This window comes from Variovorax sp. OV329, from assembly GCF_900114785.1.
Classification (GTDB): Bacteria; Pseudomonadota; Gammaproteobacteria; order Burkholderiales; family Burkholderiaceae_C; genus Variovorax.
On the sequence record NZ_FOUG01000005.1, the window covers coordinates 194,771 to 218,177 of the forward strand.

Genomic DNA, 23,407 nt, shown 5'->3' on the forward strand with positions numbered 1-23,407 from the left:
CCTCGACAGGCGCTACTTCAGACGCGCCAACCGCTCCTTGCCGGCCTGGGCCGCCTCGGAGTTGGGATAGGCCTTGGTCAGGTCTTCCAGGGTGCGGCGAGCGCCCTTGGTGTCCTTCAGTTCGATCTGGCAGTTGGCAATGGAGAGCACCGCCTCGGGCGCCTTCGCATGGTCCGGCGCCAGCGAGAGCATGGAGCGGAAGTTCGCGATGGCCTCGGTGTAGTTGCGCGTGGCGTACTGCGCGTTGCCCAGCCAGAACAGCGCCGAAGGGTTGAAGCCGCTCTGCGGATAGCGCTTGACGAAGTCGGCGAAGGCCGTCTGCGCCTGCGCGAACTGGCCAGCGCGGAAGATGCCCAGCGCGGCGTCGAAGTCGGCCTTCTCCTTGGGGTCGGCCGTGAACTCGCGGCCGTCCACGCTGACCTTGGCCGGCTCGTTCTTCTTCATCCGCTCGTCCACGTCCTTCTGCTTTTGCTGAAGGTCGGTGAGCGACTTGTTCAATTCCTCGTTGCGGCCCGTCATGCGCTGCATCTCGCCGCGCATGGCTTCGATCTGGTTCTGCAGCTCGAGCATGCTGCGGCGCAGCTGCGCGTTTTCTTCGGTCGAGCGCTCGCGCATGGTTTCCACGCGCGTGCGCAGGTCGAGGATGGCGCGGCGCGCTTCGTCGTCTTCGAACAAGGCGGCCTGCGCGCCACAGGTGGCACCGATCAGGGCGGCAGCGATGGCCACGCGCCGCCAGGCGAAGGCGGGGTTCATCGACGGTAGACGATTTCAGCGCGGCGGTTTTGCGCCCAGACGTCCTCGCCCGTGCCTTGCGCCGCCGGCTTTTCCTTGCCGAAGCTGACGGCTTCGATCTGGTTGTCGCTCACGCCCAGCAGCGTGAGCGCACGGCGCACGGCTTCCGAACGCTTCTGGCCCAGCGCCAGGTTGTATTCGCGGCCGCCGCGCTCGTCGGTGTGGCCTTCGATGGAGATGCTGCGCTGCGCGTTGGCCTTGAGGAAGCGCGCGTGGCCGTCGATGAGCGACTGGAACTCGGGCTTGATCGTGTAGCTGTCGTAGTCGAAATACACGATGCGCGCCACACCCACCGGGCCGGCTGCGGTCTGCGCGTTCGGATCGATGGTGACGGGGGCCACGCCGCTGGCCGAACCGGTGCTTCCTGCACCGCCTGCACCGGCGCCTGCGTTGGCGCTGTCATCCAGCTTGGTGCTGGAGCAGCCGGCGACCAATGCCAGGATGGCCAGCGAACAAATCGTACTCTTCAACATATCGAACTCCTCGGTTGATCTTCAGTTATTGCTTTTGAAACGGACCCCAGTCCGGTTCGCGAATGTCTCCCGCCTGCCCCGCCAACCTTGCTTTTATCTTGCCGTCCAGTGTCGTTGTCATGAGCGCTTCGCGTCCCTGCAGCTGCGTCGCGTAGACGATCAGCTTGCTGTTGGGCGCGAAGCTCGGGCTTTCGTCGGCCGTGGTGTCGGTGATCGCGTTGGCGGTGCCGCTGGACAGGTCCATGACGTACAGCTTGAAGCCGCCGCCGACGCGCGAAATGTAGGCCAGCCAGCGGCCGTCGGCGCTGACGGCGGGCGAGATGTTGTAGCTGCCGGTAAAAGTGACGCGGCTGGGGCTGCCGCCGCTCGCGCTCATCTTGTAGATCTGGGGCGAGCCGCCGCGGTCGCTCGTGAAGAAGATGGTGCGGCCGTCGGCCGAATAGGTCGGCTCGGTGTCGATACTGGCGCTCTGGGTGAGGCGCTTGGCTTCGCCGCCCGAGGCGGGAATGGTGTAGAGCTGCGAGCCGCCGTCGCGGCTGAGGGTCACGGCCAGCGTGTTGCCGTCCGGCGCCCAGGCCGGCGCGCTGTTGTTGCCCTTGAAGTTGGCCACCAGTCGCCGCTGGCCGCTGGACACGTTGTGCACGTAGACCACCGGCTTGCGCGACTCGAAGGACACGTAGGCCAGTTGCGTGCCGCTGGACGACCAGGTGGGCGAGATGATCGGCTCTGGGCTGTTCAGAGCCGCCTGCGCGTTCTCGCCATCAGCATCGGCCACCCACAGCGCGTAGCGCGTGCCCGACTTGGTCACGTAGGCAATGCGGGTCGAGAAGATGCCGCGCTCGCCGGTCAGCTTCTCGTAGACGTAGTCGGCCGTGCGGTGGGCCGCCAGGCGAAGGTCGGCCTGGGGCACGGTGTAGCTCTGGCCACCCAGGTCCTGGCCCTTGACCACGTCCCAAAGGCGGAACTGCACCAGGTAGCGGCCATCGCCCTGGCGGGTGACGCTGCCGGTCAACAGCGAGTCGGCCGTGCGCTGGCGCCACAGGTTGAGGTCCGGGCGCGAGTTCTCGTCGAGCTGCTCGCCCGAGGCGTCCACGCCGCGGAACTGGCCACTTCGCTCCAGGTCGGCCTGGACGATGGCCGAGATTTTCTGAGGCGCGGCGTCCTGCCCCCGGAAAGGCGCCAGTGCGATCGGCAACTGCGTCAGCCCCACGCCAGACACCTCGACCCGGAACTGGGCCAGTGCAGGAACGGCGGAGGAGCTTGCGAGTGCCGCAACGACGGCGCGGCGGGTGAGGAACGATGAAGAAGGAGTTGCGTTATTCGCGTTCAACGGCTTGATCATGCAGTTCGGAGGGGTTTGCGGGTGGAAAGTTTCACCACGCACAAGAGGCTCAATGGTACACACTGCCAAAAGGCACACGTCACAAACTGTGTACGACGCGGCCCGGTCCTACAGGCAGGGTCCTCGCCGGGGGCCCCGTAGAATCCGCCGCCATGCAGCCTTCCCCCGCCGCGGACGCGGATCCGCGCCCGCCCCTGTCCCTCCCCCGCCGACTTGCACGACTGATGTCCTGGTTCGGCAGCTCGCGCAAGTGGTGGAGCGTGGGCGTCGTGGCCGCCCTGATCGCCGCCCTGACCGAAGTCATGATGCCGGCGCTGGCCAAGCCGCTGCTGGACAAGGGCTTCACCGGCGGCATCGAGCTGTGGATGGTGCCGGCGGTGGCCATCTCCTTGTTCGCCGTGCGCGGCATGGCGCAATTCGCTTCGCAGTACGCGCTGGCCCGCATCACCAACGAGGGCATGCACCGCCTGCGCCGCGTGCTCTTCGCCCGCGTGATGGACGCGGAGCTGGCCATGTTCTCCCGCCAGTCGGCCAGCTCGCTGTCGAACACCGTCGTCTACGAGATCCAGACCGGCTCGATGCTGCTGGTGCAGGCGCTGCTGGGCGTGTCGCGCGACGGCTTCGCGCTCGTGGGGCTGCTGATCTACCTGATCTACCTCAACTGGAAGCTGACCCTGATCGTGGGCCTGATGGTGCCGGGCGTGGCCTGGGTCATGAAGGTGTTCTCTAAGCGCCTCTATCACCTCACGCAGCTGGGCCAGAAGACCACCGACGAGCTCGCCTACGTGGTGGAAGAGAACGTGCTGGCACATCGCGTGGTGCGCCTGCACGGCGCCGAGACGGCCCAGCGCGAGCGTTTCGAGAAATTGAGCCACCTGCTCACCCGCCTGGCGGTGAAATCCACCATCGCCTCCGCGGCGATGACGCCCATCACCCAGCTGCTGGCCTCGGTGGCGCTGTCGGTGGTGGTGATGGTGGCCCTGTGGCAAAGCGGCGGCCAGGGCCTGACGGTGGGCGGCTTCGTGGCGTACATCGCGGCCATGGCGATGCTGATCGCACCCATCCGCCGTCTGTCCGACATGGCCAATCCCATCACCCGCGGCCTGGCGGCGCTGGAACGCGGCCTGCAGATGGTGGACATCGTGCCGCCCGAGAAGCAAGGCGCCTTCGAGGTTCCACGCGCCCAGGGCCGCATCGAGCTGAAGGCCGTGCGCGTGAACTACCGTGGCGAGGACGAGGCCCGCGCGGTTGATGGCGTCAACCTGCTCATCGCGCCGGGCGAGGTGGTGGCGCTGGTCGGCCCTTCTGGCTCGGGCAAGACCACCCTCATCAACCTGCTGCCGCGCTTCGTGCTGCCCAGCAGCGGCCAGGTCCTGCTGGACGGCAAGGACATCGCCGACTGGAAGCTCACCAGCCTGCGCTCCCAGTTCGCCATGGTCAGCCAGGACGTGGTGATGCTCAACGACACGCTGGCAGCCAACGTGGCGCTGGGCTCGCAGGTGGATCGCGAACGCGTGCAGCAGTGCGTGGAAGCGGCCAACCTGGCGACGCACGTCCAGGGCCTGCCGCAGGGCATCGACACCTTGCTGGGCCACAACGCCACGCAGCTGTCGGGCGGCCAGCGCCAGCGCCTGGCGATTGCCCGCGCGCTCTACAAGGACGCGCCCATCCTGCTGCTGGACGAAGCCACTTCGGCGCTGGACACGGAGTCCGAGCGGCTGGTGCAGGAAGCCCTGCAACGGCTCATGCAGGGCCGCACCACGCTGATCGTGGCGCACCGCCTCTCCACCATCCAGCACGCCGACCGCATCGTGGTGATGGACCACGGCCACATCGCCGAGCAGGGAAGCCATGCCCAGCTCATGTCGCTGGACGGCCTCTACGCACGCCTGCAGACGTTGGCCATGCGCACGGCCGAGCCGGGCAAGGAAGCGGTGCTGTAGCCCTGCAGCCCGCGGCTACAGCAGGACGATGTCGTACTGGCCCTGCCCCATCGAGGGCTCGGCCTGCAGCGAGATCGGCTTGCCGATGAAGTCCGACAGGCCCGCCAGGTGCTGGCTTTCCTCGTCGAGGAAAAGCTCGATGACCTGCGCCGAGGACACGATTCGGAACTCGCGCGGCGTGAACTGACGGGCTTCCCGCAGGATCTCGCGCAGCACGTCGTAGGCCACGGTGCGCGCCGTCTTCACGATGCCCTGGCCGTTGCAGGCCGCGCAGGGCTCGCACAGCATGTGGGCCAGCGATTCGCGGGTGCGCTTGCGGGTCATCTCCACCAGGCCCAGCTGCGAGAAGCTGCCGGCGGTGGTCTTCACCCGGTCGCGCGACAGCTGCTTGCGGAACTCGCCCAGCACCTGCTCGCGGTGGTCGTCGCGCGACATGTCGATGAAGTCGACGATGACGATGCCGCCCAGGTTGCGCAGCCGCAGTTGCCGCGCGATGGCCTGCGCAGCCTCCAGGTTGGTCTTGAACACCGTGTCGTCGAAGTTGCGCGCACCCACGTAGCCGCCGGTATTCACGTCGATGGTGGTCAGCGCCTCGGTCTGGTCCACCACCAGGTAGCCGCCGGACTTCAGGTCGACGCGGCGCCCGAGCGCGCGGGCGATTTCCTCGTCGACGTTGTACAGGTCGAAGATGGGCCGCTCGCCCTTGTAGAGCTGGAGTTTTTCGGCCGCGGTGGGCATGAACTCGCGGCCGAACTTCTGCAGCACCTCGAACTGCTCGCGCGAGTCGATGCGGATGGTCTGCGTGTCCTCGCCCACCAGGTCGCGCAGCACGCGCTGCAGCAGGCTCAGGTCCTGGTGCAGCAGCGACATGGGGGGCAGCCGCGTGGACAGGTCGCGGATGCGCGACCAGGTCTTGCGCAGGTAGCCGATGTCCTCGGCCAGCTCGGCATCGCTCGCATCTTCTCCGTTGGTGCGCAGGATGAAGCCGCCGGTGCTCTCGGGCACAACGCCGTTGTTCTCGGCCGCCGCAGCGGCATCGCTCAGCGCCTGCATGCGCGAGCGCAGCGCGTCGCGCAGGTCCGAGGGAATCTTCTGCGAGACGCCGATGTGGTTGTCCTGCGGCAGGAAGACCAGCAGCCGGCCCGCGATGCTGATCTGCGTGGAAAGGCGCGCGCCCTTGGTGCCGATGGGGTCCTTGATCACCTGCACCAGCAGCGACTGCCCCTCGAACACCAGCCGCTCGATGGGCACGGCGCCGGCGGCGCCGCGGTGGTCGGGCGCCGTCACGCCTGTGGCGCCGCGCGAGCCGGGCGCGAAGGGCGCGATGATGTCCGCCACGTGCAGGAAGGCGGTGCGCTCCAGGCCGATGTCGATGAAGGCCGACTGCATGCCCGGCAGCACGCGCGAGACCTTGCCCAGGTAGACGTTGCCCACCAGGCCGCGCTCGAGCGTGCGCTCCACGTGCAGTTCCTGCACGGCACCGTACTCGACGAGCGCCACGCGTGTCTCCTGCGGCGACCAGTTGATGAGGATCTCTTGCATGGGGGCCTTCATATCCGCCAGCCCGCCAGGCGCAGCAGCTGTGCGGTTTCGAACATGGGCAGCCCCATGATGCCTGAATAGCTGCCGCTGATGTGCTCGATCATGGCCGCCGCCCTGCCCTGCACCGCGTAGGCGCCGGCCTTGCCCAGCGGCTCGCCGCTGTCCACGTAGGCGTCGATCTGGCGATTCGTGAGCTGCGCGAAGCGCACCTTCGAGACGCTCAACGTCGCGTGCCGTCGCTTGCCGTGCTGCAGCGCCACGGCCGTGAGCACGCGGTGCGTGCTGCCCGAGAGCAGGCGCAGCATGCGGCGCGCGTCCTTCGCGTCTTCCGGCTTGCCCAGGATCTGCGGGCCCAGGGCCACGGTGGTGTCGGCACAGAGGATGGGCGCTGCTGCAAGACCCAGCCGGGCATGGCGTGCCACGGCGGCGTCAAGCTTGAGCGCGGTCACGCGCTGCACGTAGGTGGCCGGCGCCTCGCGGCCGCGCACGCCTTCCAGCGCCTCGGCGTCCTCATGGGCTTCGGCCAGCAGCAGGCGATGGCCCACGCCCAGTTGTTCGAGCAGTTGCGCGCGCCGCGGGCTCTGCGACGCGAGGTAGATGAAGTCTTGGCTCATTCGCGGTGATAGGGATGCCCGGCGTTGACCGACCAGGCGCGGTAGAGCTGCTCGACCAGTAGCACGCGCACCATGGCATGGGGCAGCGTGAGGTCGGACAGCCGGATGCGCTCGTGCGCGGCGGCGCGCAGTGCCGGGTCCAGGCCGTCGGGCCCGCCGATCACCAGTGCGACATCGTCCCCCTCCACCTGCCAGCTCGACAGGCGTGCGGCCAGGGCCTTGGTGGTGAGCGAGGTGCCGCGCTCGTCCAGCACCACCACGCGCATGTTCTTCGCGATTGCGGCCTCGATGCGCTCGCGCTCGGCCGCGTAGATGGTTTCGAGTGACTTGGAGGCGCGCGGCTCTGTCTTGACGGCGCGCAGCTCCAGCTTGAGTTCGGGCGGAAAGCGCTTGGCGTAGTCGTCCCAGGCGGTCTGGGCCCAGTCGGGCACTCGCTGCCCAACCGCGACCACCAGCAGCTTCATGCGCCGCGCGAAGGCGCCTTGCGTGCGGCGGTCTTCTTCGCCGGTGCAGTCTTCTTGGCCGGAGCGGTCTTGCGTGCGGGCTTCTTGCCCACCACCATCTGGACGGGGCCGGCCTTCTTGAGCGGCGGCTTCTTGGCAGCCGTCTTCCCGGCCGCGGTCTTGGCGGTGGTCTTGCCCGCAGCCTTCTTCGCGGCCGGCTTCTTGGCGGCCAGGTCGGCTTCGCGCTGGCCCGACTTGGCGGCGCTGGAGCGGCGCAGCGAGCCGCTCTTGCCGGGTGCCGCCTTTTCAGCGGCAGCAGCGGCCGGCGCAGCGGGCTTGCTAGCGCCCAGCTTCAGGCGAACGGGCTTCTCGCCCCAGATCTCTTCCAGGTGGTAGTACTGGCGGATGGCCGGCTGCATGATGTGCGCCACCGCGGCACCGCAGTCGACGATGATCCACTCGCCGTTCTCCTCGCCCTCGGTGCGCGGCTTGGAAAAGCCGGCCTCGCGCACGGCGTCGCGCACGCTGGCAGCCAGTGCCTTGGTCTGGCGGTTGGAAGTGCCCGAAGCCACGATCACCCGCTCGAAAAGCGGCGAGAGACTCTCGGTGTCGAATACCTGGATGTCCTGCGCCTTGACGTCTTCGAGGCCATCGACGATGGCTCTCTGCAGTTTCTGGGTGTCTTTCTTGGCGGCGGATTCAGAGGTCATCAGGGCGAACGGTAGAGGTGGTGTAAGTCAATATAGCGCGCAACCGCGGGCGGAACCAGAAGGGAAACGTCCTTTCCGTGGCCTGCCTGCAACCGGATTTCGGTCGCGCTCAGGTCCATGGCCGGAAGCTCGATGCGGGCAAACCGCGCGCCTGCCGGCAGATCCGGCAGCGTGGCGGGGTCGAAACCCGCGTCGGGACGGTCGGGATCGGGCCGCTGCGCCAGCGCAACGACGGCCATTTCCAGGATTTCCTGCCACCCATGCCAGCTTGGCAGCGCGGCGCCCTGGTCGGCACCCAGGATGAGCAGCAACTGGGCACCGGGGTGCTCCTGCCGCAGCTCGCGCAGGGTGTCGAGTGTATAGCTTGGGCCGCTGCGCCGGATTTCGCGCTCGTCCACCACCACGCCGGGCAGTTCGCCGAAAGCCAGCCGGGCCATGGCCAGGCGGTGCTCGGCGGGGCTGAGCACCCTGGCCTTGTGCCAGGCCTGCCCGGTGGGAATCACTCGCAATTCGTCCAGCGCCAGCTGCTGCAGGGCACAGCGCGCCAGCGCCAGGTGGGCGTTGTGCGGTGGATCGAAGGCCCCGCCGAAGACGCCGATGCGCCTGGCCGTCGCCTCGCTGCCAGTGCTCAGAGCCATTCGCGGCGCACGATGAAGTCGCTGTACAGGCGCGCCTCGGGCGTGCCGGCCTGCGGTTCGTTTCGGTAGGACCAGCTGGCCTGCGGCGGCATGGACAGCAGGATGGATTCGGTGCGCCCGCCCGACTGCAGGCCGAAATGGGTGCCGCGGTCCCACACCAGGTTGAATTCGACGTATCGGCCGCGCCGGTACAGCTGGAACTCGCGCTCGCGCTCGCCGTATGGCGTGTCGCGGCGCTTCTGCACGATGTCGAAGTAGGCCGGCACGAAAGCGTCGCCCACAGAGCGCAGCATCGCAAAGCTCTCGTCGAAGCCCAGTTCGGAGAAGTCGTCGAAGAAGATGCCGCCCACGCCGCGCTGCTCGTTGCGGTGCTTGAGGAAGAAATACTCGTCGCACCATTTCTTGAAGCGCGGGTACTTGTCGTCTCCGAAGGGCGCCAGCGCTTCGCGGCAGTGGCGGTGGAAATGCACCGCGTCTTCCTCGAAACCGTAGTAGGGCGTGAGGTCCATGCCGCCGCCGAACCAGCACACCGGCTCGCCGCCTTCCGGCAGCGCCGCCAGCATGCGCACGTTCATGTGCACCGTGGGCACGTAGGGGTTGCGCGGGTGGAAGACCAGCGAGACGCCCATCGCCTCGAAGGGCGCGCCCGAAAGCTCGGGCCGGTGCTGCGTGGCCGAGGGCGGCAGCCGGGGCCCGCGCACCTGCGAAAAGCCGCAGCCGGCGCGCTCGAAGAGCGGCCCCCCTTCCAGGATGCAGGTCAGGCCGTTGCCCTGCAGGGGTTCATGCGGCTCCTTGGTCCAGGGGTCGCGCACGCACACCGTGCCGTCCGCCGCTTCCACCGCGGCCATGATGCTGTGCTGCAGGCGGCGCAGGTAGTCGCCGACGACCTGGGTGCGATCGCGATCGCTCATCAACTCGATGACGTGTTGCGGGCGTGGACGGCGCGGTGGCCGATGTCCTTGCGGTACTGGGCGCCGTCGAAGTGGATCTTCGAGGCCACCTCGTAGGCCCGCTGCTGCGCCTGCTTGACGCCATCGGCCAGCACCGTGACGCACAGCACGCGGCCCCCGCTGGTGCGCAGTTCGCCGCCCTCCAGCGTGGTGCCGGCATGGAAGACCACCGAGTCGGGCGTTTCGGCCGGGATGCCGTTGATACGGTCGCCCTTGCGCGGCGACAGCGGGTAGCCGTGCGCGGCCATCACCACGCCCAGCGCCGTGTGGCGGTCCCACTGCAGCTCGATCTGGTCGAGCGTGCCATCGGTGGCATGCCAGAAAACCTCGAACAGGTCGGACTTGAGGCGCATCATGATCGGCTGCGTCTCGGGGTCGCCCATGCGGCAGTTGAACTCCAGCGTCTTGGGGTGGCCGCTGGCGTCGATCATCAGGCCGGCGTACAGGAAGCCGGTGAAGGGAATGCCGTCCTTCTCCATGCCGCGCACCGTGGGCAGGATGATCTCGCGCATGGCACGCGCATGCACCTCGGCCGTGACAACCGGCGCGGGCGAATACGCGCCCATGCCGCCGGTATTGGGGCCCTGGTCGCCGTCGAGCAGGCGCTTGTGGTCCTGGCTGGTGGCCAGGGCCGTGACGTTCTTGCCGTCGCACATGACGATGAAGCTGGCTTCCTCGCCCTGCAGGAATTCCTCGATGACCACGCGGGCGCCGCCCTGGTTGTGCGTGACGCCCAGCTTGTTGTCCACCAGCATGAAGTCGATGGCTTCGTGCGCTTCGGCCACGGTGGTGGCCACGACCACGCCCTTGCCCGCGGCCAGCCCGTCGGCCTTGACCACGATCGGGGCGCCCTTGGCGTCCACGTAGGCATGAGCCGCCGCGGGGTCCGAGAAGGTCTCGTACTCGGCGGTGGGAATCTTGTGGCGCTTCATGAAGTCCTTCGAGAAGGCCTTCGAACTCTCGAGCTGCGCGGCCGCCTTGGTGGGACCGAAGATGCGCAGGCCGTAGGAGCGGAATTCATCCACCACGCCAGCCGCCAGCGGACCCTCGGGGCCCACCACCGTCAGCGCGATCTTTTCCTTTTGTGCCCACTCGCGCAGTGCCGCGGGCTCGGTGATGTCGATGCACTCGTAGCGCGAATCGCTGGCCGTGCCGCCGTTGCCCGGCGCCACGTACACGCGGCTCACCCGATTGCCCTGGGCCAGTCGCCACGCCAACGCGTGCTCCCGGCCGCCTCCCCCAATGACGAGTACCTTCATGCGCGGGCCTTCATGCGTCCAGGGATGCGTTGTGATAGACGTCCTGGACGTCGTCCAGGTCTTCCAGCGCGTCGAGCAGCTTCTGCATCTTCGCGGCGTCCTCGCCGGTGACGTCGATGTTGTTCTCGGCGCGCATGGTGACCTCGGCCACCTCGGGCTTCAGGCCGGCGGCTTCCAGGGCGTTCTTCACCGTCTCGAAATCGGCAACGGCGGTCAGCACTTCGATGGCGCCGTCGTCGTCGCTGACCACGTCCTCGGCGCCGGCCTCCAGGGCCACTTCCATCACCTTGTCCTCGCTGGTGCCGGGCGCGAAGATGAGCTGGCCGCAGTGCTTGAACTGGAAGGCCACCGAGCCTTCGGTGCCCATGTTGCCGCCGTACTTCGAGAAGGCGTGGCGCACCTCGGCCACGGTGCGCACGCGGTTGTCGGTCATGGTGTCGACGATGATGGCGGCACCGCCGATGCCGTAGCCCTCGTAGCGGATCTCCTCGTAGGTCACGCCCTCGAGGTTGCCGGTGGCCTTGTCGATGTTGCGCTTGATGGTGTCGGCCGGCAGGTTCACCGCCTTGGCCTTGTCGACCGCCAGACGCAGGCGGGGATTGGCGCTCAGATCGCCGCCGCCTGCCCTGGCCGCCACCATGATTTCACGGATCGCGCGCGTCCAGAGCTTGCCGCGCTTCTCGTCCTGACGGCCTTTGCGGTGCTGGATGTTCGCCCATTTGCTGTGTCCGGCCATAGGTCTTTCTCTCGATCTCTCTCAATAGTCAAAGCAGACCGCGAGTTTACTTGGCGGCGCTCGGGGGCAGGCCGGGCGTTGCACCCGATTTCACATGGCGCTTTTGAGCATAATCGTCCGATGACCCTACCGCACGTCGACGCCAGTCGCAGCCCCCAGGCCCTCGCGCCGCACACGCCCTTGGCAGGTTATTACAAGGACGAAGTCGAGCACCGTGCCTACCTCCAGAAGATCTTCGACGACACCGCGCCCGACTACGAGCGCATCGAAAACGTGCTGGCGCTGGGCTCCGGCCGCTGGTACCGCCGCCAGGCACTGATGCGCGCCGGCCTCGGCCAGGGTGCGGAGGTGCTCGACGTGGGCATCGGCACCGGCATGGTGGCCACCGAGGCGCTGGGCATCATCGGGCCCGAAGGCCGCCTGGTGGGCGTGGACCCCAGCCCCGGCATGATGGGCCAGGTGCACCTGCCCGGCGTGGAGCTGGTGCAGGGCATGGCCGAGTCCCTGCCCCGCGAGGACGCCAGCTGCGACTTTCTCAGCATGGGCTATGCGCTGCGCCACATCGGCGACGTGACGGCCGCCTTCGCCGAATTCCACCGGGTGCTGCGCCCGGGCGGGCGCGTGGTGGTCCTCGAGATCACCAAGCCGCGCGGCCCCGTAGGCACGGCCCTGCTCAAGACCTACATGCGCAGCGTGGTGCCGGTCATCGCCCGCGTCGCCGCGCGCGGCCGTGCCACGCCCGAGCTCTGGCGCTACTACTGGGACACCATCGAGACCTGTATCGCACCCGAGACGGTGCTCCAGGCCCTGCGCGATGCGGGCTTCGTGGACGTGCAGCAACGGCTGGAACTGGGCATTTTTTCCGAATACACAGCGAGCAAGCCCCAGTGAGATTCGGCACGCCTGTCTCGGCTTCGGCATTGCGCGTGCAGCGCGCTCCCCTGGCCAGCATCCTGGACCCGGCGACCCTCGGTACGCCGCCGCTGGGCGCCCTCGCCTACGGACAGCCGGCCCAGCCGGCCTGGGTGAGCGGTGTGGATGCGCCCCTGCTGGCGGGCGACGACGCCATGGCCGACTTCTGGCTTTCAGGCGGGCGCATCGATTCCGGGCGCAGCGGTGCGGCGCACTGGCGCACCGATGGCCACTGGATGCTGGGCAGCATCGATCTGCACGAGGACGGCCAGGGACTTGAGCAGGCCTCCGAGGCCGCCTACCGCGACCTCTTCCAGGCCTTGCGGGACGCCGGCTGCCCGCAACTGCAGCGCGTGTGGAACTACCTGCCGCGCATCAACGAGGATGGCGGCGGGCTCGAGCGCTACCGACAGTTCAACATGGGCCGCCAGAAGGCCTTCATCGACGCCGGCCACGCGGTGTACGAAGGCGCGCCGGCCGCTTGCGCACTCGGCGTGCAGCGCGGCGCGCTGTCCATCCGCTTCCTGGCCGGCCAGCGCGCGCCGCTGGCCATCGAGAACCCTCGCCAGGTCTCGGCCTACCGCTACCCCAGCGCCTACGGCCCGCGCCCGCCCACGTTCTCGCGCGCGGCGTTGGCGGAGATCGGCGACGGACAAGTGGCCCTGTTCATTTCCGGAACCGCGAGCATCGTGGGCCATGCCACCGTCCACCCGGACGACGTTGCCGAGCAGACGCGCGAGACGCTGCGCAACCTGTCCGTGATTGTCCAGGCGGCCAGCGAGCGCGGCAGCGCCCGCTACGAGTTGGGCATGCTGCATCCGGTAGTCTACGTACGCCATGTGGCCGACACGCCCCGGGTGCGCGAGGTGCTTGCAGAGGCGCTCGGCCCCGACGCCGACTTCCTGCGCCATGCCGTTTACCTGCAGGCAGACATCTGCCGCCAAGACCTGCTGGTCGAGATCGAAGCACACGCCGTCGCAAGCGGCGTGCTGCACGCATGACAGCAGCCCTCACCCATGAAGAGTTTCTTTTGCAGGGCGACGTCCCTTCTCCTGGCCCTGCCGCTGTACTGCCTGCTGATCGGGCTCGGACTGGTCTCGCTCGGCTGGAACCTGCTGGCCCTGCCGCTGCACCGGCTGCTGCCTGAAGAGACCGGCCGCAGGGTGGGTCGCGCCGTCATCGCGCGCTCCTACCGCATGTTCTGGGCGGTGGCCTCGGCCACCGGCATGATGCGCGTGGATGCCACCTGCCTCGATGCCTTGCGGGACGAGCGCGGCCTGATCATCGTCGCCAACCACCCGACCATGCTCGACGCCCTGCTGCTGGTGGCCCGGCTGCCGCGCAGCGCCTGCATCATGAAGGCCGACCTGGTGCGCAACGTCTTCCTGGGCTCGGGCGCGCGGCTGGCGCGCTACATCCGCAACGACTCGGCCCGCCACATGATCCGCCTGGCGGTGCAGGACCTGCAGCGCGGCGGCCAGCTGGTGATCTTTCCCGAGGGCACCCGCACGGTGACGCCGCCACTGGACGCCTTTCGCCCAGGGGTCACGCTGATCGCCAAGCGGGCCAAGGCCCCCATCCAGACCGTCTTCATCGACACCGACACACCTTACCTTCGCAAAGGCTGGCCCATCTGGCGCGTGCCGCCGCTGCCCATCCGCGTGAAGCTGCGGCTCGGCGAGCGCTTTGTCGCGCGCGCCGACAGCGACGCCGTGCTGCACGAGCTGGAACAGTACTATCGGGGCCAACTGGAAGAAGAGCGCGCAATCGGCGCGACCGCCGCATGCAGCACGAGCCCTCGCGCACCCACATTGTCCTGATCCCGTCCTACAACACAGGCGAACGCCTGTTTTCCACCGTGGCTGCCGCGCGCGCGCAATGGGCCCCGGTGTGGGTGGTGGTCGACGGCAGCACCGACGGAACCGGCGAGCGACTTCGCGTCATGGCCGAGAACGACCCCGGCCTGCGCGTGTTCCTGCTGCCCGAGAACCGCGGCAAGGGCGCGGCCGTGCTGCGCGGCCTGCACGAAGCGCGCGCCAGCGGCTTCACGCATGCGCTGACCATGGATTCGGACGGGCAGCATCCGGCGGACCTCATCCCCTCCTTCATGGCGCGCTCGCAGGCGCGGCCCGAGGCCATGGTGCTGGGCAAGCCGGTGTTCGATGCCAGCGCGCCGCTTCTGCGGGTGCGTGGGCGCCGCATCTCCAACGGCTGGACCGAGTTGGAGACGCTGTTCGCCGGCATCGGCGACTCGCTCTACGGCTTTCGCGTCTACCCGATCGCGCCGCTCATCAAGGTGATGCAGCGCCAGCCCTGGATGCGCCGCTTCGACTTCGACACCGAGGCGGTGGTGCGGCTGGCCTGGAAAGGCATCAAGCCCATCAACATCGACGCACCGGTGAAGTACCTCAGCGCGGAGGAAGGCGGCGTCTCGCACTTCAACTACGTGCGCGACAACGCCCTGCTCACCTGGATGCACACACGGCTGATGGTCGAGTTCGGCCTGCGCCTGCCGCTGCTGGTGTCGCGGCGCATCCGCAAGGCGCCGCCCTTCCAGCCCTGAGCGGGCCTGGGGCCAGCCTCAGATCATTCCGCCGTTGATCGAGATCACCTGGCCCGTGATGTAGCCGGCCTCCGCGCCCGCAAGGAAGGCGGCGAGCGCCGCCACTTCCTCCGCCGTGCCGGCGCGCTTGCTGGGCACCAGCTGGTCGATCAGCGCCTTGTCGAACGCCGCGTCGGCCATGGGCGAGGCGATGATGCCCGGCGCGATCGCGTTCACCGTCACACCGCGCGCCGCCACTTCCAGCGACAGCGACTTGGTCGCGCTGTTGAGCGCGCCCTTGGCGGCCGAGTAGTTCACCTGCCCGCGGTTGCCGGTGAGCGAGGCCACCGACGACACATTGATGATGCGCCCCCAGCGCGTGCGAAGCATGGGCAGCAGCAGCGGCTGCGTCACGCGGAAGAAGCCGTTGAGCGACACGTCGATCACCTTGTGCCACTGCTCGGCGCGCATGCCGGGAAGCACGGCGTCATCATGGACTCCCGCATTGTTGACCAGGATCTGCACCGGGCCGTCGGCCAGGATCTTCTCGCACGCCTGCGCGCAGGCCTCGTCGCTGCGCAGGTCGAACACATGGCACTCGGCGCGGCCGCCGGCGGCCGTGATCTCGTCGGCCAGGGCCTGCACCGATTCCGGCCGCGAGTTGGCGTGCAGCAGCACGGTGGCACCGCCTTGGGCCAGCCGCCGCGCGATGGCCTGGCCGAGTGCGCCGCTGGCGCCGGTGATGAGAGCGCGTTTGCCGTTCCAGCTCATGCAGGTTTTTCCGTCGGAGTGAGGGGCGTGTTCAGCACCACCACCGCGCGGCCTGAAGCCAGCGATCGGCCGGTGCCGTCAGCCACGTTGAACTCGTAGAGCACCTGCCGGTCATCACCCGACAGGCGCGTGGCATGCACCTGCATCGCGCCCTCCACCGTGTCGAGGCGCTCGACGCCCAGGCGCACCGAGCGCACGCTGGCCAGGTAGCCGGCCGAGGGTGCCTGCCCCGCGCCGGCCGTGAGCCCGCCATGCAGCGCCATGGCCTGCGCGGCGTACTCAATGGCGTTGGGTGCCAGGAGGCCTGAAGCGGTGCGCAGCGGGTTGGCGCCGTCGCGATGGGTCGTGGTGCTGCAGTGGATGCGTTGCGCGTCCCAGCCTTCCAGCTTTTCCAGCAGGCACATGCTGCCGCGGTGCGGGATGCGCGACTCGATGCCGGCGCGGTCCAGTGTCTGCGGTCCACTCATTTCAGATCGGCCACCAGCAGCACGTTGGCAAAAGGCGTGCCCTGGCTCATGGGCAGGCTGTGCACCGCGAAGCCCAGGCGCTGCAGCAGCGCGGTCCACTCGTGCAGCGGCCGGCCCCAAGTGGGCGCGACGCGGTGTCCGCGCACGCGCGTCACGGTGCGGTCCACCCACTGGCTGATGCGGTAGCCGCGGCGGCTGGCAGCGTCGCCCACGCGCAGCAGCAGGCGCGCGGGCGTGCCGTCATCGCGCTCTGCTGCGCCCTGCTGCAGGGCCTGGCGCACGCGGGAGAGCACGCCCTCCTGTGCCTGCAGGTCCACGTAGTGCAGCACGTCGAGGATCACCACCAGGTCGCTGGGGGGCAGCGGCGCGTCGCACATGTCGCCGCAGACGAAGGCCGGCGCAGGCTGAAGATGCCCCACCGCGCGCGTGGCGCGGGCGATGTCGCGCGGCATCAGCTCGATGCCGGTGTAGTCCACGCGCATCGGCGTGGCCGACCAGCCGGCGGGCCAGTGGCGCCGGGCCTGCATCTCGCCCATCGACGACAACAGGCTCACGAACAGGCCCTGGCCGCAGCCGATGTCCAGCACGCGACGCTGGCCGGGCGCGATAAGGCCCTGCTCGATGAGGCCGCGGAAGATCGGGTCGCGCGCCAGCTTGCCGCGCGCGAAGTGCCAGGCGAAGCGGCCGGCCTGCCGATAAGGCTGCGTGGCTGCGTCGTGCAGCCGCCGCCAGGCAGCGTCGGGATGGTGCGGCGCCGTCACGCTGCCAGGCCCTGCGGCAGCGTGACCGAGCGAAGCCCCTGAGCCTTCAGCCCTGCCAGCAGTTGCGGCAGCACTTCAAGCACCACCGGGCGCCCCTGCAGCGAGCGCGCCGAGTTGCCGTCGTGCAGCAGCAGGATGTCGCCGGCGGCCAGACCGCGCGTGAGGCGCTCGAGCACGCGCTGCGCGTCGGCCTCGCGCGTGTCGAAGCCGCGGCGCGTCCAGCTCACCAGCGTGAGGTTCATGCGCTGCAGCACGGGCGCGAGGAACATGTTGCGAAAGCCCGCCGGAGGACGGAAGCAGACGGGTGCCTGACCGGTCACCTGCGCCACGATGCGCTGGGCGTACTCCAGTTCCCTGGCATAAGCGCGCGGGCCCAGCAGCGAGAAATCGTGGCGGTGGCGGGCGGTGTGGTTCTGGATGCTGTGGCCGCGCAGGACGATCTCGCGCGCCAGTCCGGGATGCTGCGCCACCCGTTCGGCGATGCAGAAGAAAGTGGCCTTCTGGCCGGCCGCATCGAGCAGGTCGAGCACCGCGGGCGTCACTTCCGGATCTGGACCGTCGTCGACGGTGATGGCCATCTCGCCACGCGCCACCGCCGCATCCGGCAGACGGGAGATGTTGCGGCCCAGCAGTGTGCTGCGCGGCGCGAGGCCCGCAGCCGTGATCACCACGTGATTCAGCACGATCGCGCCCAGCGCCCAGGGCGCGGCGCCCGGCACCAGCACCGCCGCTGCCGCGGCGAGGCAGTGCCATGCAATGCTGGCGCCCACGAAGGGCGTCACGAAACGGACAGCGGACAGGGAAGCGGTTGGGGACATGCGCGAATGAGGAGTGTCGATGAGGCAGCTCGGTTCTCGGAATGACATTTTCCCTCAGGGCGCGCTCGGGGCTTTCGCCCGGGTGAAGGCGGCCGACAGCAGCAAGGCCAGCAGCGCACCCGGTGCCACCACGCGGCCGATGGCCGCGAGCGAGGGAATCTGGGAAACGGCGATCAGCCCGAAGGAAATCACGGTGGTGAGGTTGGCCAGCAGCAGAGAAGCCAGCGTGTCCTCGTCGGCGCGACCGGTGACGCGCAGCTGATCGAAGAAGAGCGCGTAGTTGGAGCCCACCGCCACCACCAGCAGCAAGCCCACCAGGTGCAGGATGCCCAGCGGCACGCCCAGCGCAGCCAGGGCACCGAGCGTCAGCAGCACCGCGAAGGCCAGCGGCTGGCACACCGCCAGCAGGCGACGGCCGGAGCGCAGGTACAGGCCCAGCAGAAGCACGACCGCCAGCGCGCCCAGCAGCACCTGCACGAAGGCCTCGTGCAGGTAGCGTGCATAGAGGCTGTCCAGTTCCACCTTCACGTCCACCACCTGCGCCGATGGAACGTCCACCAGCGCCTGACGCAGACGCTGCGCATCGAAGCCGGCGGCAGTGTGCAGCGAGATCACCGAGCTCCAGCCGCCGCCGGGCCGCTGCAGAAGCATCGCGCTCACGATGGGCGCCAACGGGCCGTTCTGCAGGTCGGCCAGACGGATGGGCGGCATCGCCCGGGCCTCGCTGACTTCGCTCACGAAAGGCTCCAGCCGTGCGGGCGCAAGCGGCAGGCCTTTCAGTGCCTCGGGCAGTCGCTCGCGCAGCTGCGCCGCATCGGGCAGGCTCTGCTGGCGCGCCTTCTGGGCCGCGAGGCTGGGCAACACGCGGGTGACGGCGTCGAAGCCGGCGAGCTCGCCCCGGTCGACCAGTTGCTGCAGTCGCTGGCTGGCGGCTTCCACCCCTTGCAGCGTGGCCTCCTCGTCGGCGGCCTGCACGATGACCAGCGTGCGCGCGTCGCTCGCGCCCAGGTCGGCGCGCAACTGCGCGTCCAGTTCCTGCGCGCTGACGGGAATCGGGCTCATGCCCCCCAGGCCGGCGCTCCACAGATGGTCGCGCTGCCAGAACAGCAGGACGGCCGATGCCATGCAAAGGGCCAGCAGCGGCCAGCGCAGGCGTGGCATGGCGCGCAGCACCCAGGCCGCCAGGCGGGCCATCTGCCCGCGCAGGCCCTTGCCCGAAGCGCCCGCGGGTGCGAAGACCGGCAGTACGTAGCGCGTGGCCAGCGCGGCCGCGATCAGGCCGGCCAGCGAGAACACGCCCAGCTGCGCCAGGCCCGGGAAGCCGGAGAACACCAGCGCCGCGAAACCCACCACTGAAGTCAACAGGCCCAGGCGCACCGTCGGCCAATGGATGTCGCGCCAATGGCGCCAGCCGCCCTGGCGTGCCTGGATCAGGTAGTAGATGGCGTAGTCGATGGTCTCGCCGATCAGCGTGCTGCCGAAGGCGATGGTCAGGCCGTGGACATGGCCGAAGGCCAGTGCCACCGAGGCCGTGCCCACCACGACGCCGGTGGCCACCGGCAGCATGGCGATGACCAGCGCACGCGGCGAGGCAAAGGCCAGCAGCAGCAGGCAGCCCACCACCACGCCGCCCACGGCCGCCAGGTGGTAGGCCTCGCCCTTGATCTGCGCACGGCTTTGCACCGAGAACACCGGCTGGCCGCTCACCATGAGACGCGGGGCCGCGCCCTGCACGCCCGGCAGCGCCTGCTCGAAGGCGGCACGCACCTGCGCCAGCGCATGCTCCTGCGCATCCAGGTCGCTGCCAGGCGCCTTGGTGGTGGCCAGCAGGATGGCGCGGGGCGCATCGCGCGAGGCCCACACGCCCTCCTCGCTGCGTGGCGCGCTGGCGGGGATGAGGCCTTCGGCAATGCGCGCCATCTCGCCGGTCGGATCGCGATCGAGCAGCGGCTTGAAGGCATTGCCAGCCGGCGTGCCCAGCAACGACAGCGTATCGAGCACGGCGTCACGGAGTCCCGCGACACTGAATCGCTCGGCGTCCAGGTCGGGCGCGAGCTGGTAGCGGTGCTGCAGCAGCCAGCTGCCCGCCTCGGTCCAGTCGGCGGTCTCGCCGTTCTGCACCTGCTCGAACAGCCCACTGCCGCGCAGCGCCTTGGCCATCGCGCTGGACACCGCCGCGCGTTGCTTCGCATCCGCACCGCCGTCGATGCCGATCAGCAGGCTGCGCGAGGCCACGCCGCTTTGCAGCTGGTCGATGAGCATCTGCTGCCGCGCGTCCGGATTGGCGGGCAGGAAGGCCGACAGGTCGGCGCTGAAGCGCGCATGCATGATCACCAGCACGCCTGCCAGCAGCACCGCCAGCCAGGCGGCCAGCGCGGCCACGCGATGCGGTGGTCGGTCGGCGGCCGTGGTGCTGCTCATCGGCTGCGCTCCGAGATCCGGGCGCTCACTTGGGCGAGATGGTCATCACCGAGCGGTCGCCGCCGACGAACTCCATCTCCACGCCCAGCACCTGTCCTTGCCGGCCACTGAGGCGAACGCTCCTGACCTGCGCGGACAGGCGCGAGTCCACGGGCTGCAGGTCCAGCGTCCAGCTGGCCTGCGTGCCTGCCAGCTGCGTGCGGAAGTTGCGCTGCAGCAGTTGCGCATCGCCGATCAGCGTGCCGCGCAGCGCGTCCACCATGCCCTGCAGCTCGGGCATGCTGTCCAGCGCGAGGGTGCGGGTGCGGCCGGCGCGCGAGAGCGTCAGCGTGTTGCCGTCCACCACCATCGACTCGGGCCGGGGCGACTGGGTGCGGCGCGCCAGCTTGTCGGGCGCGGTGAAGCTCAGCGTGCCCGCCGAAGCCAGCGGGCCGTCCACGCCGCGCACGAAGCGCTCCTCGACGAAGTTGGCCTCGCCGCTTTTCTGCTTGGCCAGCTGCGCCATCAGCTCGGGCAGATCGAAGGCCCAGGCCGCGGGAGCGGCCAGCAGCAGCGCCAGGGCCAGCAGCGCAGCTTCAAGTCGCGTCTTCAAGCCAGAAATCATGGAAGTTGAACCAGTTGTGCGGATGTTCGCGGCACAGGGCCTCCAGCCGTGCCACGTAGGCTTCCAGTGCCTCGCGGATCTGCGCCTCGCGTGCAGGTCCGGGAGTGCCCTGGCTGAAGTCGGCCAGTGGCTCGAAGCGCACCTCGTAGCGCGCACCGCCCAGGTACAGGCCTGCCATGAAGAACACCTTGCGCCGCAGCAGCGCAGCCAGGCGGAAGGGACCGTCACTGAAGCTCGCGTTGCGTCCGAGGAAAGGCAGCTCGATGCTGTCGCCGCGCTGAGCTGCGCCGTCTTCGCTCCTGGGCAGTGTGCGGTCGGCCAGCAGGCCAGCCAGGCCGCCCGCGTCCAGCCAGTCGCGCAGGCGCAGCATGGCCTCGGGTCGCCCGAGGGCGATCACTTCGGGGCGGAAGCGCGGCTCGCTGATGGCGTCCAGCACCGAGTTGATCTGCTGCGCGTTGTCGGGGTACATGAGCATCGCCAAGCGCAGCTGGTCGGGGTCGGTGCTGGTGTAGCGGCTCGCGCCCACCGCCTCGAAGCTGCCCACATGCGCGCCGATGAGGAAGGCACCCCGGCCGGAGGCCACCTCGGCATCGAGCGCCGGCGCGCCCTTGACGTCGAAGCTGAAGAGTTCATGGCGCCCGCGCAGGAAGAACACCCGGTCGAGCACCACGGACGAGAAGGCGTGGATCAGCCGGTAGCCGTCGCGCCAGTTCATCCGCTCCTCGCCGACGGTGCGGGCCAGGTAGCGCTTGATGTGCCGCCGCTGCGTGGGCGAGCACAGCAGGAAGTAGAAGCTGATGGGCGCCAGCACCAGGCGCGCCACGCGGCGGCCGCAGGTCAGCGCCAGCCAGCAGAAGAAGCGCAGCACCAGCATGCTGCTGCGCTCCGGCACGTGGGCCCAGTCGCCACTTGCCGGCGTGGCGTTGTTGCCAGCAGCATGGATCTGCAGGGGCGGGCGGCTCATGCGGGCTCCACCGGACGGGTCCAGCGGCCGCTGGCCGCCACTACCTCGCCATTGCGGACTTCGAAGCGCACGCCGCCGGCGGCGCCTGCCTCAGGCACCAGCTGGATGGCCAGGCTCGCGCCCGGCCCCACCGGCGCGAGGAACTTCGCGGCCGCCAGCGTGGGCTCGGCGCCCAGGCGCGCGACCAGCGCAGGCACCCGCGCGATGGCCTCGCGCACCTCGGCCAGGATCAGCGCGCCGGGCAGCAGCGGCTGGCCGGGGAAGTGGCCGGCGAAGCAGGGATGGTCCTGCGGCACCTCGTGCGTGAAGCTCACCGTGTCGCCCTCGCCTGCCAGTTGCGCGCGGGCGAATTCGGCCAGAGCGCGCACGCCCAGCTTGCCGGTGGCCTCGCGCGGCAGCGAGCGCACGTGCACCACGCGGCGCGGCACGAACACCGCTTCGAGCCGCTGGCGCAGTTGCGCCACGATGGCGTCGTGCGACAGCTCGGGTGCCACCACGAAGGCCACCGGGCGCACCACGCCGTCGGCCACGTCCTCGGGCAGCCAGAAGGCGCCGTCCTGCACGCCGGGGATGCTGTTGAGGTGGTAGTTGAGAAAGCCCAGCGAGCTGCGGCGGCCCGCCACGTGGATCAAGTCGTTGGCGCGGCCCAGCAGGCGGAAGTGGCGCTCGTCCTGCAGTTCCAGGATATCGGCCATCGCGGTGGGCTCGGGCACGAAGTCGCCTTCGAAGATGAAGCGCTCGCCCGCCTTGCCATGTTCGGCACGCACACGGATCTCGCCGAAGGTCTCCCACACATCGGTCTGCGTGGTGCGGCGGGCCGCCACCTGGCCGGTCTCGGTGCTGCCATAGATCTCGATCATCGGCCCACCCAGGGCCTGCTCGGCCTGCGCGGCCAACTGGGGCGAGAGCGGCGCGGTGGCCGAGAGGACGAAGTCCACCTGCGGCATTTCTACGCCCGACAGGAGCAGCGTCTTCAGGTGGAAGGGTGTGGTCACCAGCGCTCGCGGGCGCGGCACGGCGGCCAGGGCCTGCGCGATGTCGGCGGGAAAGAAGGGCCGCCCGCTGTCGAAGGCCGCGCCGCCCAGCAGCGCCAGCAGCACGGAGGATTCGAGGCCGTAGCTGTGCTGCACCGGCACGGTGGCCACCAGCGTGAGGCCTTCCAGCGAAGGCCGGCCCAGCAGGGCCGAGAGACGCGGCACCGCTGCAGCCACGTCGCCCACCAGGGTGTCCCAGCGCTTGGCATGCGCCTGCGGCACGCCGGTGGAGCCCGAGGTGAGCAGGCTCACCGCATGGCGCATGGCATCGAAGGACGGCACCTTCGCCTCGCCCTCTGCATCGGACGCGACGGGCAGTTCGACCAGCACGCGCCGCAGTCCCGGCGTGGCGAGCGCTGCATCGTCGGTCAGGGCATAGCAGCCGTCGCCCGACTCGTGCAGGCGGGCCAGCGTGTCGGGACGGGCATCGGGCGGCAGAAGGCTGGCCTGCCCGCGAATCAGGGCCGCGGCCAGGCCCACTGCGAAGGCATAGCGATCGCTGCACAGGTTGATGGCCGGGCCGTCTTCGGGCAGCGCGTTTGCCAGTTGCCTCGCGTCGGCCAGGAAGCGGCGACCGCTCACCGGCACGCCATGGCGCCAGGCGATGGGTGCGGCCTGGTCCCGCGCAGCAAGAAGCGGCAGCATCTTTGCGTCTGCTGCAGAAGAGAAGG

General features: G+C 69.3%; 24 protein-coding genes. 5 read left to right on the forward strand and 19 right to left on the reverse strand.

The window, feature by feature from the left end:
- Nucleotides 1–12: 12 nt before the first annotated feature.
- Genes ybgF through tolB form a run of 3 tightly spaced genes read right to left on the reverse strand, consistent with a single transcriptional unit; the run spans nt 13 to nt 2,607 of the window.
- Nucleotides 13–753, reverse strand: coding sequence for a tol-pal system protein YbgF (ybgF, locus tag BM345_RS10410; RefSeq protein ID WP_093378848.1), 741 nt, complete (start codon nt 751–753; stop codon nt 13–15).
- A complete protein-coding gene (gene pal / locus BM345_RS10415) occupies nt 750–1,265 on the reverse strand; it encodes a peptidoglycan-associated lipoprotein Pal (RefSeq protein ID WP_093378851.1) in 516 nt (171 codons plus the stop codon). Before pal ends, ybgF begins: the two co-directional genes overlap by 4 nt.
- A gap of 25 nt (nt 1,266–1,290) precedes the next feature.
- A complete protein-coding gene (tolB, locus tag BM345_RS10420; RefSeq protein WP_093378853.1) occupies nt 1,291–2,607 on the reverse strand; it encodes a Tol-Pal system beta propeller repeat protein TolB in 1,317 nt (438 codons plus the stop codon).
- Between the two features lie 152 nt (nt 2,608–2,759).
- On the opposite strand from tolB, the gene msbA reads away from it, so the two are divergent.
- The gene (gene msbA / locus BM345_RS10425; RefSeq protein ID WP_093378856.1) at nt 2,760–4,550 is read left to right on the forward strand and encodes a lipid A export permease/ATP-binding protein MsbA; all 1,791 of its coding nucleotides are present in this window, start codon (nt 2,760–2,762) and stop codon (nt 4,548–4,550) included.
- Between the two features lie 15 nt (nt 4,551–4,565).
- On the opposite strand, the gene rng is transcribed toward msbA, so the two are convergent.
- The 8 genes from rng to BM345_RS10465 are packed head-to-tail and all read right to left on the reverse strand — an operon-like array spanning nt 4,566 to nt 11,442.
- On the reverse strand, nt 4,566–6,092 hold the full coding sequence (gene rng, locus BM345_RS10430) for a ribonuclease G (protein WP_093379446.1): 1,527 nt from the start codon (nt 6,090–6,092) through the stop codon (nt 4,566–4,568).
- 8 nt (nt 6,093–6,100) lie between these two features.
- Nucleotides 6,101–6,706, reverse strand: coding sequence for a Maf family protein (locus BM345_RS10435; protein ID WP_093378858.1), 606 nt, complete (start codon nt 6,704–6,706; stop codon nt 6,101–6,103).
- On the reverse strand, nt 6,703–7,170 hold the full coding sequence (gene rlmH / locus BM345_RS10440; protein ID WP_093378861.1) for a 23S rRNA (pseudouridine(1915)-N(3))-methyltransferase RlmH: 468 nt from the start codon (nt 7,168–7,170) through the stop codon (nt 6,703–6,705). Before rlmH ends, BM345_RS10435 begins: the two co-directional genes overlap by 4 nt.
- Entirely contained in the window at nt 7,167–7,859 is a 693-nt protein-coding gene (gene rsfS, locus BM345_RS10445; RefSeq protein WP_093378864.1) for a ribosome silencing factor, read from the reverse strand. The genes rlmH and rsfS overlap by 4 nt, the downstream gene beginning before the upstream one ends.
- Nucleotides 7,859–8,497, reverse strand: coding sequence for a nicotinate (nicotinamide) nucleotide adenylyltransferase (gene nadD, locus BM345_RS10450; protein WP_093378866.1), 639 nt, complete (start codon nt 8,495–8,497; stop codon nt 7,859–7,861). The genes rsfS and nadD overlap by 1 nt, the downstream gene beginning before the upstream one ends.
- Nucleotides 8,488–9,408, reverse strand: coding sequence for an oxygen-dependent coproporphyrinogen oxidase (hemF, locus tag BM345_RS10455; protein WP_093378868.1), 921 nt, complete (start codon nt 9,406–9,408; stop codon nt 8,488–8,490). The genes nadD and hemF overlap by 10 nt, the downstream gene beginning before the upstream one ends.
- Nucleotides 9,408–10,706: a phosphoribosylamine--glycine ligase gene (gene purD / locus BM345_RS10460; protein ID WP_093378870.1), complete on the reverse strand. Its 1,299-nt coding sequence runs from the start codon at nt 10,704–10,706 to the stop codon at nt 9,408–9,410. Before purD ends, hemF begins: the two co-directional genes overlap by 1 nt.
- A 10-nt stretch (nt 10,707–10,716) precedes the next feature.
- Nucleotides 10,717–11,442 (reverse strand): YebC/PmpR family DNA-binding transcriptional regulator, encoded by a 726-nt coding sequence (locus tag BM345_RS10465; RefSeq protein ID WP_093378872.1) that lies wholly within the window; start codon nt 11,440–11,442, stop codon nt 10,717–10,719.
- 120 nt (nt 11,443–11,562) lie between these two features.
- Here BM345_RS10465 and BM345_RS10470 point away from each other — a divergent pair, with 120 nt between their 5' ends.
- From BM345_RS10470 to BM345_RS10485, 4 genes are read left to right on the forward strand one after another with little or no spacing between them, the layout of a single operon-like run.
- Nucleotides 11,563–12,333 carry a class I SAM-dependent methyltransferase gene (locus BM345_RS10470; protein WP_093378875.1) on the forward strand — a complete coding sequence of 257 codons (771 nt, stop codon included), beginning with the start codon at nt 11,563–11,565 and terminating at the stop codon, nt 12,331–12,333.
- Nucleotides 12,330–13,355 (forward strand): chorismate transformation FkbO/Hyg5 family protein, encoded by a 1,026-nt coding sequence (locus tag BM345_RS10475; protein WP_093378878.1) that lies wholly within the window; start codon nt 12,330–12,332, stop codon nt 13,353–13,355. Before BM345_RS10470 ends, BM345_RS10475 begins: the two co-directional genes overlap by 4 nt.
- Before the next feature lie 15 nt (nt 13,356–13,370).
- Entirely contained in the window at nt 13,371–14,174 is an 804-nt protein-coding gene (locus tag BM345_RS10480) for a lysophospholipid acyltransferase family protein (RefSeq protein ID WP_093378881.1), read from the forward strand.
- Nucleotides 14,138–14,917 carry a glycosyltransferase family 2 protein gene (locus BM345_RS10485; protein ID WP_093378884.1) on the forward strand — a complete coding sequence of 260 codons (780 nt, stop codon included), beginning with the start codon at nt 14,138–14,140 and terminating at the stop codon, nt 14,915–14,917. The genes BM345_RS10480 and BM345_RS10485 overlap by 37 nt, the downstream gene beginning before the upstream one ends.
- A gap of 18 nt (nt 14,918–14,935) precedes the next feature.
- On the opposite strand, the gene fabG is transcribed toward BM345_RS10485, so the two are convergent.
- From fabG to BM345_RS10525, 8 genes are read right to left on the reverse strand one after another with little or no spacing between them, the layout of a single operon-like run.
- Nucleotides 14,936–15,667 carry a 3-oxoacyl-ACP reductase FabG gene (fabG, locus tag BM345_RS10490; RefSeq protein ID WP_093378887.1) on the reverse strand — a complete coding sequence of 244 codons (732 nt, stop codon included), beginning with the start codon at nt 15,665–15,667 and terminating at the stop codon, nt 14,936–14,938.
- A complete protein-coding gene (locus BM345_RS10495) occupies nt 15,664–16,134 on the reverse strand; it encodes a hotdog family protein (protein WP_093378890.1) in 471 nt (156 codons plus the stop codon). The genes fabG and BM345_RS10495 overlap by 4 nt, the downstream gene beginning before the upstream one ends.
- Nucleotides 16,131–16,895: a class I SAM-dependent methyltransferase gene (locus tag BM345_RS10500; RefSeq protein WP_093378893.1), complete on the reverse strand. Its 765-nt coding sequence runs from the start codon at nt 16,893–16,895 to the stop codon at nt 16,131–16,133. The genes BM345_RS10495 and BM345_RS10500 overlap by 4 nt, the downstream gene beginning before the upstream one ends.
- Nucleotides 16,892–17,713, reverse strand: a complete 822-nt coding sequence (locus tag BM345_RS10505) for a polysaccharide deacetylase family protein (RefSeq protein ID WP_175544965.1) — start codon at nt 17,711–17,713, stop codon at nt 16,892–16,894. Before BM345_RS10505 ends, BM345_RS10500 begins: the two co-directional genes overlap by 4 nt.
- 54 nt (nt 17,714–17,767) lie before the next feature.
- The gene (locus BM345_RS10510) at nt 17,768–20,134 is read right to left on the reverse strand and encodes an MMPL family transporter (protein WP_093378898.1); all 2,367 of its coding nucleotides are present in this window, start codon (nt 20,132–20,134) and stop codon (nt 17,768–17,770) included.
- A gap of 25 nt (nt 20,135–20,159) precedes the next feature.
- The gene (locus tag BM345_RS10515; RefSeq protein WP_254789675.1) at nt 20,160–20,726 is read right to left on the reverse strand and encodes an outer membrane lipoprotein carrier protein LolA; all 567 of its coding nucleotides are present in this window, start codon (nt 20,724–20,726) and stop codon (nt 20,160–20,162) included.
- Entirely contained in the window at nt 20,710–21,702 is a 993-nt protein-coding gene (locus BM345_RS10520) for an LpxL/LpxP family acyltransferase (protein ID WP_093378903.1), read from the reverse strand. The genes BM345_RS10515 and BM345_RS10520 overlap by 17 nt, the downstream gene beginning before the upstream one ends.
- Nucleotides 21,699–23,381 carry an AMP-binding protein gene (locus tag BM345_RS10525; protein WP_254789676.1) on the reverse strand — a complete coding sequence of 561 codons (1,683 nt, stop codon included), beginning with the start codon at nt 23,379–23,381 and terminating at the stop codon, nt 21,699–21,701. Before BM345_RS10525 ends, BM345_RS10520 begins: the two co-directional genes overlap by 4 nt.
- Nucleotides 23,382–23,407: the final 26 nt, after the last annotated feature.